Annotated in this window: 16 protein-coding genes; 6 read left to right on the top strand and 10 right to left on the bottom strand. The window is 44.7% G+C overall.

All coding sequences use genetic code 11. The annotated features are described in order from the left end of the window. Positions 1-22 precede the first annotated feature (22 nt). A complete protein-coding gene (locus tag G3W54_RS03560; protein ID WP_162651762.1) occupies positions 23-823 on the bottom strand; it encodes a DUF4344 domain-containing metallopeptidase in 801 nt (266 codons plus the stop codon). 66 nt (positions 824-889) lie between these two features. Between G3W54_RS03560 and G3W54_RS03555 the strand changes: the two genes are divergently transcribed. The 3 genes from G3W54_RS03555 to G3W54_RS03545 all read left to right on the top strand — a co-directional run bounded on the left by G3W54_RS03555 (position 890) and on the right by G3W54_RS03545 (position 5345). Then, positions 890-1594: a glutathione S-transferase family protein gene (locus G3W54_RS03555; RefSeq protein WP_162651761.1), complete on the top strand. Its 705-nt coding sequence runs from the start codon at positions 890-892 to the stop codon at positions 1592-1594. A 183-nt stretch (positions 1595-1777) separates the two neighbouring features. Then, positions 1778-2200, top strand: coding sequence for a nucleoside-diphosphate kinase (gene ndk / locus G3W54_RS03550; RefSeq protein ID WP_162651760.1), 423 nt, complete (start codon positions 1778-1780; stop codon positions 2198-2200). A gap of 208 nt (positions 2201-2408) precedes the next feature. Next, a complete protein-coding gene (locus G3W54_RS03545) occupies positions 2409-5345 on the top strand; it encodes a PAS-domain containing protein (RefSeq protein WP_162651759.1) in 2937 nt (978 codons plus the stop codon). Positions 5346-5389: 44 nt separating this feature from the next. Here the strand turns inward: G3W54_RS03545 and G3W54_RS03540 are convergent, their stop codons facing one another. The 5 genes from G3W54_RS03540 to pgsA all read right to left on the bottom strand — a co-directional run bounded on the left by G3W54_RS03540 (position 5390) and on the right by pgsA (position 8739). Continuing rightward, positions 5390-6514 carry an aminotransferase class V-fold PLP-dependent enzyme gene (locus tag G3W54_RS03540; RefSeq protein ID WP_162651758.1) on the bottom strand — a complete coding sequence of 375 codons (1125 nt, stop codon included), beginning with the start codon at positions 6512-6514 and terminating at the stop codon, positions 5390-5392. 208 nt (positions 6515-6722) lie between these two features. Continuing rightward, the gene (locus G3W54_RS03535; RefSeq protein ID WP_162651757.1) at positions 6723-7250 is read right to left on the bottom strand and encodes a hypothetical protein; all 528 of its coding nucleotides are present in this window, start codon (positions 7248-7250) and stop codon (positions 6723-6725) included. A 163-nt stretch (positions 7251-7413) separates the two neighbouring features. Then, the gene (locus G3W54_RS03530) at positions 7414-7893 is read right to left on the bottom strand and encodes a molybdenum cofactor biosynthesis protein MoaE (RefSeq protein ID WP_162651756.1); all 480 of its coding nucleotides are present in this window, start codon (positions 7891-7893) and stop codon (positions 7414-7416) included. A 5-nt stretch (positions 7894-7898) separates the two neighbouring features. Beyond that, complete coding sequence (gene moaD, locus G3W54_RS03525) at positions 7899-8153, bottom strand: molybdopterin converting factor subunit 1 (protein ID WP_162651755.1); 255 nt, start codon at positions 8151-8153, stop codon at positions 7899-7901. Beyond that, positions 8146-8739, bottom strand: coding sequence for a CDP-diacylglycerol--glycerol-3-phosphate 3-phosphatidyltransferase (gene pgsA / locus G3W54_RS03520; RefSeq protein ID WP_162651754.1), 594 nt, complete (start codon positions 8737-8739; stop codon positions 8146-8148). Before pgsA ends, moaD begins: the two co-directional genes overlap by 8 nt. Positions 8740-9048: 309 nt before the next feature. On the opposite strand from pgsA, the gene G3W54_RS19135 reads away from it, so the two are divergent. The 3 genes from G3W54_RS19135 (at position 9049) to G3W54_RS03505 (ending at position 10303) form a co-directional block, all read left to right on the top strand. Then, complete coding sequence (locus tag G3W54_RS19135) at positions 9049-9381, top strand: hypothetical protein (protein ID WP_174244205.1); 333 nt, start codon at positions 9049-9051, stop codon at positions 9379-9381. Between the two features lie 103 nt (positions 9382-9484). Continuing rightward, positions 9485-9808, top strand: coding sequence for a hypothetical protein (locus G3W54_RS03510; RefSeq protein WP_162651753.1), 324 nt, complete (start codon positions 9485-9487; stop codon positions 9806-9808). 3 nt (positions 9809-9811) lie between these two features. After that, positions 9812-10303, top strand: coding sequence for a LuxR C-terminal-related transcriptional regulator (locus G3W54_RS03505; RefSeq protein ID WP_162651752.1), 492 nt, complete (start codon positions 9812-9814; stop codon positions 10301-10303). On the opposite strand, the gene uvrC is transcribed toward G3W54_RS03505, so the two are convergent. The 4 genes from uvrC to G3W54_RS03485 form a co-directional block, all read right to left on the bottom strand. Next, entirely contained in the window at positions 10304-12295 is a 1992-nt protein-coding gene (gene uvrC, locus G3W54_RS03500; RefSeq protein ID WP_162651751.1) for an excinuclease ABC subunit UvrC, read from the bottom strand. 47 nt (positions 12296-12342) lie between these two features. Beyond that, positions 12343-13281, bottom strand: coding sequence for a calcium/sodium antiporter (locus tag G3W54_RS03495; protein WP_162651750.1), 939 nt, complete (start codon positions 13279-13281; stop codon positions 12343-12345). A gap of 252 nt (positions 13282-13533) precedes the next feature. Next, the gene (locus G3W54_RS03490; RefSeq protein ID WP_343162563.1) at positions 13534-13731 is read right to left on the bottom strand and encodes a helix-turn-helix transcriptional regulator; all 198 of its coding nucleotides are present in this window, start codon (positions 13729-13731) and stop codon (positions 13534-13536) included. Between the two features lie 19 nt (positions 13732-13750). Beyond that, positions 13751-14167 (bottom strand): hypothetical protein, encoded by a 417-nt coding sequence (locus tag G3W54_RS03485; protein ID WP_162651748.1) that lies wholly within the window; start codon positions 14165-14167, stop codon positions 13751-13753. Between the last annotated feature and the right edge of the window lie 48 nt (positions 14168-14215).

Raw genomic sequence — 14215 nt, 5'->3', positions numbered from 1 at the left:
TTTGGGTTGTATTTGGTTGATTTCAATTTGTTAGATCAAATATACGCCCGTAGAACTCAACCAACTCATAACAAATCACAATAGTTGCAGTTTCTGGATCATAGAATGCATTCTCCTCACCGCACATGGTTGCGTGAATTTGTATGGGATTTGGAAGCATTACATAATTGTCTAAAATGGTTATCAGATCTTCCATTGCACCGCCTTGTTTCAATATATGATACGCTTCCTTCAACTCGCTTTTTGGTTTGTCAAAATTGATTTGAAAGGTATTTCTGTGATTGTCTGGAGCTTTATTAGGTTCCAGAACTGAGAACCAACTATCCGCTGTTAACTCAAAATTCGCGCCACATGTATCATAGTTCTCAGCTGCCAGATTAGCGGCTTTTGCGAGGTAATCAAATGCGATCGGGTCAACACCTACGAGATGGCAAACAATGCGATAGGCACGTTGAATATCAAGATCGTGCTCATCAAAGAAGCTGGCATCCTCCAGTTCTGCGTTATCTGAAAGCATAAACCAAAAATGAGCGGTATCAGCCAAGGCTAAATCGCCCAGATCAGTATCCTGATCGATAAGCGCAATGGTTGCGAAGTTATCGGCGGCATCTTCTTCTTGCCCAAGAACAGGCAGCTTGAGTTGATCAATCAGCATATGCCCTGCCTCATGGAGTGCAACATGCAGCGTGTTACCAATAATATAATTATCACGTTCGGTTACTCTTTGCGGGTCAAAAGCATGAGCAGGTAACATTGTAAGAAAGACTAGGAACGAGATTGTATAAATGCGCACTGTTAGCCGAAAAAGTGATAGAAATACCATTGAGATGTGCCTCTCTCGTGTTTAAAGCTGGGTAGACTATAACAGTTTTATTGTTGAGGTAAATTTATGACTATTCAGCTCTACGATCTTGTTGGAGAAGATACATCACGACCATTTAGCCCGCATTGCTGGAAGGTGAAAATGGCGTTGGCTCATAAAGGGTTGGAGTTTCAATCGGTACCCACGACATTCCTTGATGTTCCTAAAGTGGAAAATGGGTTCGGTAAAACCGTACCGATAATCCGCGATGGCGATATAGTTGTAAGTGATAGCTTTAAGATTGCGCTCTATTTGGACGAAACATATCCTGAAAAACCAAGCCTGTTTGATGGAGAGGGTGGGAAATCGCTTTCCAAATTCGTTGAAAGCTGGTGTCAGACCATGATCCACCCAACCGTCAGTACAGTTGCAGTTGAAGAGATCGGCAATATGCTGGGTTCAGATGATCAGGAGTATTTTATACCGCATCGGGAAGGCTTAATTGGCAAGTCACTAAGCACAGTAACAGGCGAGCGCGAGGAGTGGCTTGCAGAGTTTCCTAATCGGATCAAGCCGCTTGGACATATGCTGCGTTCCCAGCCTTTTTTTGGTGGTGAGTCACCAATTTTTGCAGATTACATTGTCTTTGGTGCGTTTCAATGGGCGCGGATTTGCTCAGTCAAACCGCTTTTGCCGGTCGATCATCTGGTTATGAAATGGTTTGAGCGTTGTTTGGAGCTACATGATGGGCTTGGTCGCAAGGTAGGTGCTGCCAGTTTGGTGGTAAAGTAAGCCTGCAAACGATAGGTTGGCTGCTCACAATATTGACCATCTGTCATCAAATCGACATGCAGGCCTTGTTTAAAGGCCAAAACGCGGGTAAGAAGCCGCCGAAAGCATGTGTTATAGGCAATATGGCCGTGCTCCAAGATTTCTAACTATGATTTTTATACTCCCAAAATGAAGGATATTATTATGGCGATCGAACGCACTTTTTCGATGATCAAGCCCGATGCAACAAAGCGTAACCTAACAGGCGCGATCACAAAGCGTTTTGAAGATGCGGGTTTTCGCGTCGTTGCTTCTAAACGCGTATGGATGAGCCTTCGCGAAGCTGAAGGTTTTTATGCAGAGCACAGCGAACGCCCATTCTTCGGCGAACTGACAGAATTTATGTCATCCGGCCCGACAATTGTTCAAGTACTTGAAAAAGACAATGCAATTGCTGCAAACCGCGAAATCATGGGTGCAACCAACCCGGCTGATGCTGACGAAGGCACAATCCGTAAGGACTTCGCATTGTCACTTGGCGAAAATTCTGTACATGGTTCAGATGCGCCTGAAACAGCTGCTCGCGAAATCGGCTACTGGTTTTCAGAAACAGAACTTGTTGGCTAATAGCGTTCAAGCAATTTTGGTCAATTAAGCCGGGGCTGAGTTTCAGCCTCGGTTTTTTTTGCCAGCAGGCCAACTGGAGAAGCGTTATACCAGTTCATCACGCACAGAAGACCTATTTTAGTGGTGAAAGCTTGGAGTGTTTGGTAATATATAATTTACCCTAATGGTCTCTAATCGCACGCTTAGTGCTAAGGAATTAAAGACCTAAATGGCTGATCGTCGTGACACCCAAGATATAGTACCCTCAATTGACGTTGAAAATCGTAATGATTTGAGTATGTCGGAGGTGCAAGAGCTTGAACATCTGCGAAAACTTTCAACTCTGTGGAAAGATACGACAGAAATCATGGCGCAGGGTATTTTTGTCCACGATGCGACAAATATTCTGTTTTGCAACAAGCGCGCGAATGAGATTTTGGACGTTTCAGAAGAATTTTTGGCGGCTGGTAAGTCAATAAAAGAGTTCGTTAGATACCGTATCAATCGTGGAGACTTCGGTCATATAGACGATGCTGATGAATTTATAGAATATATCATCAATAACACGGTTGAAGGAACTGATCGTAATACTGTTATTAAACTTCCAAATGGTTTGGCAATTAAGACCGACGCAAAGGCACGACCTGGAGGTGGCGAGATTGTTACACTTACCGACATTACGATGGATCATGCCTATGAAGCCGAACTCCAGGATGTCAGAAGCCAAAGCCATGAGTTAAACACAATATTGGACGCCGCGGCTCAATCTATGGCGCAAGGTATCTTGGTTCACGATTGTAAAACGATCTTGTTTTGCAACAAACGAGCTAATGAATTTTTAGATATAAGCGAAGACTTTTTAGCTCGTGGCAAACCTTATGAAGGGCATCTGAAATACCTCATAGCCCGCGGAGACTTTGGTGAAACCGATGATGTAGATAAAAGCTACAGAGAGTTTGTAGAGGGTATAAAAGATGGGCAAGATCTTTCAAGCATTGCGCATATTCCGAATGGGCGTGTGATCCAGTCTTATGTTGTGCACCGTCCTGAAGGTGGTGAGATTGTAACCTTCACAGATATTACAGACGATCAACAGCGAGAAGTTGAATTAGAGAAAGCCAGAAATCGCACAAAGCAGCTGCATTCGATGCATGACGAAGCTGCCCACCAAATGGCACAGGGCTTTATTGTCCTGGATGGAGATAGGATAGTCTTTTCCAATGCAAAGGCTGCGGTATTATTAGAGGTACCACCGCATTTACTTGAAGTAGGTTGTAGCATGGAAGCTATGATCCGCTACTCAGTTAAGCGCGGTGATTATGGTGCTGACCAAGCTAAAGCCGCTGTTGAGCAGATGCGTAACTGCCTCGTCAATAATGTTGCATATCAGATTGATCGTCTGACACCGTCTGGCCGTAGTTTACTCGCCGAGGTTACACCTCGCAAAGGTTCTGGCGCAATTGTAACTTACACAGATGTGACGGAGATGTCGCAGGCGCGTGAAAAAGCGGAAGAAGCAGAAAGAGCTAAGAGTGAGTTTCTGGCAAATATGAGCCATGAAATTCGGACGCCGATGAACGGTGTTATGGGTATGGCTGAGTTGTTGGCCAAAACAGAATTAGATGCCAAACAATCGATGTTTACAGACGTGATTGTAAAGTCTGGTGCCTCTCTTCTAACCATTATCAATGATATTCTAGATTTCTCCAAAATCGATGCTGGCAAAATGGAACTTGATCCAGCGCCTTTTAAACTTGCTGAGGCGGTGGAAGATGTGGCGACACTTGTATCGTCTAAAGCTGCCGAAAAAGATCTTGAGTTCCTGGTGCGTATAGACCCACAGATCTCCGATTTCGTTATTGGTGATGTTGGTCGGCTTCGCCAGATCATCACTAATATGATGGGGAATGCAGTAAAATTCACAGAAGAAGGGCATGTGTATGCCAATGTAATGGCTGTTGGCGACCTGAGGCAAGTTGGTTCTGATAAGATACAAAAGTTACGATTTGAGATCGAGGACACGGGTATTGGTATCCCAAAAGAAGATGTCAAAAAGGTATTTGATAAATTCTCTCAAGTTGATGCATCCTCCTCGCGAAAGCATGAGGGAACCGGCTTGGGCCTATCTATCGCTTCATCACTTATAAATTTGATGGGTGGTGACTTTGGTGTAATCAGTGAACATGGTAAGGGCACGACATTCTGGTTTGAAATTTCATTGCGGATCGATGAAAGCCAAAGGCAGGATAAACATTCAGCGGATGTTTCCGGTGCGCGGATACTTGTTGTTGATGACAATAAAGTCAACCGATCTATATTGCGAGAACAAATGGCATCGTGGGGGTTCGAGTGTGCCGCTGCTAATTCAGGGCGCGAAGCTCTGGCTTTCATGGATGCTGCGCATACACAAAAATTGAAAGTTAACTGCATTATTCTTGATTTTCAAATGCCTGAAATGACTGGAAGTGAAGTTGTTGCAGCACTTAGATCTGATGCACGCTATATAGATGTACCAATCATTATGTTGACGTCCGTTGATCAAACTGAAAATGGACGCTTGTTCTCAAGTCTAGGTATTCAGGCTCATCTGACCAAACCGACGCGCTCATCGCATTTGTTGAAAACAATTGTTGATGTGTTGCAAGATGCCAGCTCCAATAAACCAAATGTTGTGCCAGCACGTCAGATTGCGACACCACCTGTCGTGATAGACAAAAAAAGTGCAAAAGACGCGGTGGTCGAGAATTTGGCTGATAGGGTTCAAGATGATGCCAAAATAGATATTTTGGTTTGTGAAGATAATGAAGTAAACCAAATCGTCTTTACGCAAATTTTGAAAAATGTTGGATATAAATTCAAAATCGCCCACAATGGACAACAAGGTGTTGCACTTTACCAAAAACATTTGCCTAGTCTTGTTCTGATGGATGTTTCTATGCCCATTATGAATGGCCATCAGGCAACACAAGAAATTCGCAAAATTGAAGCTGATAAAGGCATAAGAGTACCTATCATAGGTGTGACGGCTCATGCTCTTAAGGGCGATATGGAAAAGTGCTTCGAGGTTGGGATGGATGATTATCTGTCCAAACCAATTTCGCCTGATGCTCTTGCTGACAAGTTAACGGCTTGGTTTGAGAAGTCCGATGTGGCGGCGAGCGCATAAACTGACCGCCACAATATTTTTAGGAACTTGTTCCAAAGTGCGTGTTAAATTGCGTCTAGGGCAGCCTCAAGATGACCAATGGTTCGATCAATGTTCTGTAACTTATCGAGCCCAAACAGGCCTATACGAAATGAGCTATAATCTTCCGGTTCATTACAACGAAGGGGCACGCCAGCCGCAATTTGCAAGCCTTGTGCAGCAAATTTTTTGCCGTTTTGAATGTCAGGGTCGGTGGTAAAGCTCACAACGACACCAGGGGCTCCAAAACCATCAGCGGCGACGCTTTTGTAGCCTTTTGACTTCAATAGCTCTCTCACGCGCTTACCGAGCTCATATTGCGCTTCTTTGGCTTTTGCAAAGCCGATGGCTTCGACTTCGTTGATGGTATCGCGAAAGCCTAAGAGTGCGTCTGTTGGCATAGTTGCATGGTACGCATGACCACCATTTTCATAGGCATTCATGATTTCAAACCACTTTTTTAAATCGCAGGCAAAGCTTGTGCTTTGGGTATCTGCCATGATTGCGATTGCGTGTTCGCTCAACATAACAAGACCGGCTGCGGGAGATGCTGACCAGCCTTTTTGCGGCGCGCTGATAAGCACATCCACATGACATTCTTTCATGTCGACCCAAATGCAGCCAGATGCTATGCAATCAAGTACGAACAAACCGCCATAAGAATGAACAGCCTCACCAACTTTTTTGATGTAGTCATCTGGCAAAATCAGGCCTGCTGATGTTTCGACATGAGGGGCAAACACCACATCTGGTTTTGCAGATTTAATCTCTTTCACCAGGTCTTCAATTGGGTAGGGCGAAAATTGCGCTTGCGTGTTTTCCTGAGACTGTTCGGCCATCATCACGTTTGCGTTCGAGGGAATATCACCAGTTTCAAAAATCTGCGTCCAACGAAAGCTGAACCAGCCATTGCGAACGACCATGGCTTTTTTGCCGGTTGTAAATTGCCGCGCAACGGCTTCCATGGCAAAAGTGCCACCGCCGGGAACAATGGCTACGCCATCAGCAGAATAAACCGACTTCATAGAAGCGGAGATGTCGTTCATGACACCCTGATATTTTTTCGACATGGAATTGAGCGAGCGGTCAGTAAAGACCACCGAGAATTCGAGGTGCCCATCAGGGTCAATGTGAGGAAGTAGACCAGCCATGAATATGTCTCCGAAATAGGTGCGGGATAAAGCGCATGTTATGAATGTGAAAACACAGACAAAAGCAATTTAATGCTTCTGTCCAGCAGCAAGTATAAAAAAAGAAAATGTTTATATGCGCAGAATGTCACGATGCCAGTTTTGTCAACCTTATACAGCCAGAAATTTGCTCTGGCTGCAATGTATCTGCATCTGGAAGAAACAACGGCTAAGCGTTGGCGCGGCGGCGGTCTTCCACGTCTGGTTTGCGTCTTTCGACACCCATATATTTTTCGCGCGGCACTACATCAAGTAGGCTTTCGAAACTTGCAATTATCCAAGTCGTGCCCAGTGCCACAATATAGGTTCCATGCTCCCAAAGTTCTGCGCGATCACCGACAATAACGTCCCAAACAGAGAAACCTGTGAAACATAAAATTGAGAGCAAGATGGGCAGTTTTATGGTCTCATGAGGCAGGAATTTGCCAAATGACTTGAGACGAACAATGGTGATAAGAGCGCGTAAAAATGCGATTGCGATAATGATTTCGATAACGAATAACATCATCATAAGATAGTCATGTGCGCCTTGCGACCATCCAATTTTTTCCAGATAGCCTGAAAATTGCGTAGAGCGATCTTTGCCACTCCAGATAAATAAGCCAAGATCCTGTCCATGTAGAACCTTATCCAAGCCATTAAATAACCAAAATAAAAACCAGTAAAAAGACAAGCCGAGCGTAAGCAGTCGTTCCATAATAATCCACCCCTAGATCCCAATATGAAAATGAGTTTTGGAAGATAGAAGTGATTTAGAAAAAATAGGTTAACTTGATCGCGATATTTTTAACTACAATGAGATTATGAATACATATGTCTCATGCAATACGCGCGTTAGTTAACAAATTGATTTGAGATGGTTATCTAAACCACTTATCTTTTGCCGCATCATCTTTGTCTTTTGCATCAACCCAATCACCAGAGGAGCCACCTTTGAGATGTTCCTTTTTCCAAAAGGGCGCGTCGGTTTTCAAGAAGTCCATCACAAAATTCGCACCGTCAAATGATGCTTGTCGATGGCTGCTTGCTGCGACTACGAGAACAATATTTTCGCTCGGTGCAATTTTGCCATAACGATGAATTGCGGTAATTGCGATTAATGAGAAACGATCTTTGGCATGTTCGCAAATCTGCATGATTTGCGCTTCCGCCATGCCTGGATAGTGTTCAAGTTCAAGCGCATTTAATTTGCCACCCTCATCGCGGCAAAGACCAACAAAGCTTGCTATAGCACCAATGTCTCCAAATTGCTTTAAGTGATTGATTTCTGATTCTAAATCAAAGTCTTCTGCCTGAATGCGGACTCTAATTGGTAAGATCTTATCACGCGCTTCCGACATGATATCTACCCACCCGTCATGGGCGGGAAGAAAGCAATTTCCCGTGCCTCGGCGATTTTTTGATCATGCTGTGTATGAGTCTTATCAAGCGCTGCTCGAATAACCTCGGGTGCTTGAAATGCAGCTTCATAGCCATCATCCAGGGTTCTCAGATGAGCAATCAAATCGGCAATGGTTTCAACGCCTGTTGGCAGTTCAATCTCTTCTTCATCTTTGCCAATGCGCTCACGCACCCAAGCAAAATAAACAAGTTTAACCATTATCCTCATCCACTATATGTTTCAGCCCTACGCGGAAATAATCATAACCAGTGATCATTGTAATGATTGCGGCTATCCAAAGCAAAGTTATACCGATCTCTGTTGTATAGGGTAAAACTTTTTCACCAGCAGGACCTGCAAGCAAAAAACCAAGTGAAAGCATCTGGATAGTCGTTTTCCATTTTGCGAGCAGTGTGACAGGCACAGAAATCTTTAAGTCCGCGAGATATTCGCGTAAGCCAGAAACCAAAATCTCGCGACATAAAATGATGATCGCTGCCCAGATTGACCAGCCAGCAATTGTGCCATCGGCGGCAACAAGCAAGAGGATCGATGCGACAAGAAGCTTATCGGCGATTGGATCAAGCATGCGGCCAATATTTGACGTCTGATTCCAAATACGAGCCAAATAACCATCCAAAAAATCAGTTATTGAAGCAACCGTAAATATGGCGAGGGCCCACCATCTTGCGGTTTCGGAGCCGTGCAAACGTCCTTCGACGAAAAAACAAAGCACGATTAATGGCACAGCTAGAATGCGTGCGTAGGTCAATAGATTAGGAATGGAATATGTAGGGTTGGCCATGAGCTACTCATAAACTTAAAACGTGGCTGATGTATAGCGAAAAGCAGCGCGGCGTCAAACTTGCCGGCCATAAATACATGAAATGTGATCTTTAACGGTGGTTCACATCAACCTTTGATCTATGCCGATAACCCAAAGGTTATTGCGGTTGATTTAACCCAATTGCAAATTCACATCTATCGATATTCTCATCAATTTGGTTTCCGGATCAAGCGGGTTTGTTTTCACCGATTATACCCCCGACCGACGAAGACGGTACTTCGCTTGATCTAGCTATATTTGACCAACTATCTTTGAAAGGAAATTATTATGAATATGTACAAAATCATCATCCCTGCAGGCATCGCGCTATCAACAGCATTACTAACAAGCACCGCGATCGCCAATAATGAAACAATTGGCACAAGCGTTGAAGAGGTCATCATGAATGATAAAATCGATCCTGCTGCACCACAAGGCACAACGGTGCTCGCGCAGTTGCAATCTGAAACGGAGATTGAAGACGATTGTGAAGATGGTGATGATGATGAAAATGAAGAAGATGACGATGATGAAGACGAGGACGAAAATGAAAATGAGGATGAAGATGAAGATGAAACTGAAGAAGCCTGCACAGATGCATCTATGACAAAACAAGGCTAATGTTAAATTCATCCAGCTAGACGTGACCTTCGAGTTACGTTAGAGATGACGCTGCCCTGTAAAACCACTATCAGGGCAGCGCTTTGGCTAAATGGCGATAATAATGAGATATCTTGCGATCATATTTCTGCTTATGGCAGTTTCTCCAACATGGGCCCAATCCCAAACGGGAGGCCCCAAAGAGCCGCATGAGGCAGAGATCATCTCACAACTCAAGAGCCAGGGCTATCATCTTGTCGAGCGTGAAAAGACATGGCTTGGTCGTATCGTGTTGGAGTTTGAATCCAAAACACATGAACGGGAAATCATAGTAAATCCAAACACTGGAGCTGTCATTCGAGACTATAAGGAACGACTTGATGGCGAAGATAGTGACGATGGCGCCTTGGATAGGTTTTACCGCTTATTCAAGAAAGATCGGGATTGAGATATGCGCGAGCCCGCCCTTCTTATTTTTGCTGTAGCTTTGCAAATCATTGGTTGTTTATTTTTTGTGGTTCCAATTATATTTGGTTTTTTTGGTATATCTTTGCGGCCCGCACCGTGGCAAATTTACGAAATAATGGAGTTAATCTCTGCTTTGGCGCTCGTAATAGGCCTCATCATGAGCCTAAGATTGTTTAACCGATCCCGAGTCGAACGTGACCATGCTAAACTGGCACTTAAACGCGCATCAAGTGCTTTTGGAGAAGTATTAGAGGAGCGCTTTCACGAATGGCAACTATCTGCTGCTGAGAAAGATGTTGCAATGTTTCTGATCAAAGGCTCAAGCACTGCCGAGATAGCCGATATGCGCAATACATCAGAAGGCACCATCAAGGCACAAAACGCAGCCATATACAAGAAGGCTGGTGTGACTGGGAAGACCCAGTTACTATCGCTGTTCGTTGAGGATTTGTTTGAGAAGAATGAGCAGGATTAATCACCCAGCCTCATGGAAATGATTATAGATCAACTCCGCCACAGCTTCTGATATTCCATCCACCATCACTAAATCATCAACACCAGCCTGCGCCACCTGCTTTGCCGTACCAAAATGGTGAAGAAGTGCTTTTTTACGCTTTGCCCCAATGCCTGAAATTTCGTCAAGTGGGTTTTTGACGAACTCTTTAGATCTTTTGGCTCGGTGCGTGCCGATGGCAAATCTATGGGCTTCATCGCGCATGCGCTGAATGAAATAGAGTACCGGGTCACGCGGGGGCAGTTTGAAAGGTTTCTTGCCCTGAACAAAAAATTGTTCTCGGCCGGCTTCGCGGTCTACACCTTTTGCAACACCGATGGCTGCGATGTAATCTTCGATCTCTAGATCTTTCAGGATTTGGCGCACTGCCGTCATCTGTCCTTGCCCACCATCAATCAAAAGCAAATCCGGCCATGCGGGCATTTCATTGAGATCAGGCGCTTCATACTCATCGCTTTTTGCGGCTTCGTGTTTTTGTGCAATGGTCATATCCGGTAGACCGTGTTCTTTCACCAGCCGTGAGAAACGCCGCGTCATAACCTCTTTCATCATGCCAAAGTCATCGCCGGGAGTAATGCTGTCGTCTTTGATGTTGAACTTGCGATATTGCCCTTTGGCAAAGCCTTCGCCACCAGAAACAATCATTCCGCCAACGGCAGCTGTGCCTTGGATATGCGAGTTATCATAGACTTCGACACGGCGAGGGGGGTGTGGGAGATCAAATGCTTCGGCCAGACCTTTAAGCAATTTAATCTGACTGGATGTTTCGGCTAAGTTTCGACCATGGGCCTCTTTGGCATTGGTGAGTACCTGCTCGACCAGCTCCTTTTTCTCTCCGCGCTTGGGTTTACTAACACTCACTTTGCGCTGGGCTTTAATGCTAAATGCTTCTTCTAGCAGCTCTCGATCTTCAATGTCTTCCGATAATAACACCATTTTCGGTAATGGTTTTCCATCGTAAAACTGCCCAATAAAGGCGTTTAGAATTTCGCTCGCAGTTAGTGATACATCGGCTTTGGGGAAATAGGCGCGATTACCCCAATTTTGCCCTGTGCGGAAGAAAAACACCTGAATGCACGCCATGCCACCATCAAAATAGATCGCGAAAACATCGGCTTCTTCGACCGTTTGCGGATTGATACCCTGATGACTTTGCACATGCGACAAAGCCGCCAATCGATCTCGGTAAAGTGCTGCACGTTCGAAGTCCATTTCGTCAGATGCTTGTTGCATTGCCTCTGATAAATCTCGCTTAATTTTTGCACTTTTGCCAGAGAGAAACAATTTGGCTTCATCTGCAAGTTTAGCGTAATCATCGAGGCTAATTTCACCCGTACAAGGCCCCGCGCAGCGTTTGATTTGATATTGCAGGCAAGGTCGCGTGCGGCCCTCATAATAGCTATCTGTGCAGTTACGCAGCATAAAGGCGCGATGTAGCGAGTTGAGCGTACGTGTGACGGCACCAGCGGATGCAAATGGACCAAAATAATGGCCTTTGCGAGCACGAGCACCGCGGTGTTTAAAAATGCCAGCAGCCTCATGATCGCCCGTCATCATAATGTAGGGGAAGCTTTTATCATCGCGCAGAAGCACATTATATTTTGGTCGAAGCCGCTTGATAAGATTTGCTTCAAGTAGCAGGGATTCCGTCTCTGTGCGGGTGGAGATGAATTCCATCTTCTCCGTCAACGCAACCATTTTGTGGATGCGGTTGGAATGTGCGCGGCCTTGCGCATAAGAGGTTACGCGTTTCTTGAGGTTTCTTGCTTTGCCCACATAAAGCACATCACCCTTCCCATTCATCATGCGGTAAACGCCGGGCTGATTCGGCAAATGCTTGACTAAAGCCGTGATAAGTTCTGTGCCTTTTAAACCTTCCTGCATGATCGGGCTTTCGTTCCAATCCTGATCTTTGGCAAGTTTAACGGCAGGTTTTATAGGTGAATCACTCATATCATAAAAATGCACACATGAATGTGTGAATTCAAGAGGTGAATAGCTTAGAATGATAGACTGACGTAACTTGTGTAACCCACCAACATAAGTGCGCCGCCCCAGGTTTGAAGTGGTTTGGAAAGCACAGCCAGTAAAACTAAAATCAGACTGGCAAAAACCATCATTGGAATGTCAAAATTCATGAAATGTGGATCGACATCCAGCGGATGGATCAGCGCGGTAGAGCCGAGAATAAGCCCAATATTAAAGATGTTTGATCCAACAACATTGCCCAATGCCACACCGCCAGAACGGCGAATGGCCGCCATCACAGACGTTATAAGTTCTGGCAGAGATGTTCCGATGGCAACAACGGTTACGCCGATAATCGCTTCGGAGATGTCGAAAGATCGAGCGATTGATGACGCGGATTCGACGGTCAGGTAAGCACCGATTGGCAAGCCAATAACCCCGATAATGAGAAACAGAGCAATCTTTTTTACATCAGATGTTGATTCTGGCATATCGTCGACCTCAGCCGAGTTGCCATTTCTCTGATTTTTTACTCGAATGAATTGCCAAATAAGATAAGTTATAAGAATAACGAACAGGATCAGACCTTCAAGTTGGGTGATCCTCGCATCTGTATGCATAAACCAGATTAAGGTGAAGGTAAGCCCCATCATATAAGCCAGCGAGCTGCGCAGACCTTTTGATGTAATAGCAAGTGGTGCAATGATGGCTGGTGCGCCGAGTACAAGCAATATGTTGGCCGTATTTGAACCAATGATGTTACCCAAAGCAATTCCCGGTGCTTCATCCAGTGCTGCTTGTACAGAGACAAACAATTCAGGTGCGGATGTGCCAAACGCCACAATGGTCAAGCCAATAATCGTTGGAGAAATTCCGAGTTGTTCGGCTAATGATACAGCACCACGAACAAGATAATCGCCCGCAAACACGAGGACTACCAAGCCGGCAGCCAAAATTAAGAAATCGTACATTTTTCCCCTCGGATATATCTATCCACTGACTTAAGTTCTTTGAATGAACTCAACATAAAAGCCAATCGTTACCCCTATAACAACAACCAGTAATAATCCGTGAGCGAATAATTTATTCGCGGAAATAATTACTTGGACCAATATGGGGGCCCGTATAGAAAGTACAACGGTAGAGAAAGAGTTTTTCCAAATTACATCAAATAATGAGTGTTAAAGTCTCATTTTTTAACTAAATATGATCTCCAAATATATTTATTCATTCCAGCCAAATACGTCTTCAATGCCGACGCCGAAGACTCGCGATATGCGGAAGGCACTTTCAAGGCTAGGTGAATAGCGCCCCTGCTCAATAGCGATAATCGTCTGGCGAGTTACGCCAATTTCTCGCCCCAGCGCTGCTTGGCTTAACTGGCCATGCCGATCGCGCAGTTCTTTCAGTCGGTTGGTGATCGGTGGTTTTTTTGTCACATTAATGCCCCCTGCGGAGGTAGTAAATTCCAGAGCCAATTTTGATGAGCTCAGCGGTACACATAACAGCTAATATACTGTTGGCCATCTGCATGGGTGATAAGGGTTTAAATACCAGCCACATAAGCAAAATAAGACCGAGATATACCACTATGCCGCCATTGCGCTCAGCTTTAAGTTCAACTTTTTCTTCTCGTTCGTCCGGTAGTATCGCTTGCTCATCATAACGGGCGATGATGAGTGATGTTGTAATGGAAAAAAATACGAAAACCACAACAATTATACCAAACCGGATAAAAAACTCACCCTGCGTTTGCGGTGCAGAGCCTACAATTCCGAAAACGGTGGCAAAATGCCAGGCAAAGACCAAAAGCAATCCGAGCGATAAAAATACAACAAATTTGATATGCACAGACATGGCAAAAATCCTCATGTGTAAAAAATATTTAACATATGAATAGTCAAA

This window comes from Lentilitoribacter sp. Alg239-R112, assembly GCF_900537175.1.
Classification (GTDB): domain Bacteria; phylum Pseudomonadota; class Alphaproteobacteria; order Rhizobiales; family Rhizobiaceae; genus Lentilitoribacter.
The sequence above is the reverse complement of the archived record's forward strand: the minus strand, read 5'-3'. Positions and strand labels throughout refer to the sequence as shown.

Excerpts from the sequence above, each read along its gene's own strand:
- G3W54_RS03560 (WP_162651762.1), bottom strand. The coding sequence starts at position 823 with ATGGTATTTCTATCACTTTTTCGGCTAACAGTGCGCATTTATACAATC.
- G3W54_RS03555 (WP_162651761.1), top strand. The coding sequence starts at position 890 with ATGACTATTCAGCTCTACGATCTTGTTGGAGAAGATACATCACGACCA.
- ndk (WP_162651760.1), top strand. The coding sequence starts at position 1,778 with ATGGCGATCGAACGCACTTTTTCGATGATCAAGCCCGATGCAACAAAG.
- G3W54_RS03545 (WP_162651759.1), top strand. The coding sequence starts at position 2,409 with ATGGCTGATCGTCGTGACACCCAAGATATAGTACCCTCAATTGACGTT.
- G3W54_RS03540 (WP_162651758.1), bottom strand. The coding sequence starts at position 6,514 with ATGGCTGGTCTACTTCCTCACATTGACCCTGATGGGCACCTCGAATTC.
- G3W54_RS03535 (WP_162651757.1), bottom strand. The coding sequence starts at position 7,250 with ATGGAACGACTGCTTACGCTCGGCTTGTCTTTTTACTGGTTTTTATTT.
- G3W54_RS03530 (WP_162651756.1), bottom strand. The coding sequence starts at position 7,893 with ATGTCGGAAGCGCGTGATAAGATCTTACCAATTAGAGTCCGCATTCAG.
- moaD (WP_162651755.1), bottom strand. The coding sequence starts at position 8,153 with ATGGTTAAACTTGTTTATTTTGCTTGGGTGCGTGAGCGCATTGGCAAA.
- pgsA (WP_162651754.1), bottom strand. The coding sequence starts at position 8,739 with ATGGCCAACCCTACATATTCCATTCCTAATCTATTGACCTACGCACGC.
- G3W54_RS19135 (WP_174244205.1), top strand. The coding sequence starts at position 9,049 with ATGAATATGTACAAAATCATCATCCCTGCAGGCATCGCGCTATCAACA.
- G3W54_RS03510 (WP_162651753.1), top strand. The coding sequence starts at position 9,485 with ATGAGATATCTTGCGATCATATTTCTGCTTATGGCAGTTTCTCCAACA.
- G3W54_RS03505 (WP_162651752.1), top strand. The coding sequence starts at position 9,812 with ATGCGCGAGCCCGCCCTTCTTATTTTTGCTGTAGCTTTGCAAATCATT.
- uvrC (WP_162651751.1), bottom strand. The coding sequence starts at position 12,295 with ATGAGTGATTCACCTATAAAACCTGCCGTTAAACTTGCCAAAGATCAG.
- G3W54_RS03495 (WP_162651750.1), bottom strand. The coding sequence starts at position 13,281 with ATGTACGATTTCTTAATTTTGGCTGCCGGCTTGGTAGTCCTCGTGTTT.
- G3W54_RS03485 (WP_162651748.1), bottom strand. The coding sequence starts at position 14,167 with ATGTCTGTGCATATCAAATTTGTTGTATTTTTATCGCTCGGATTGCTT.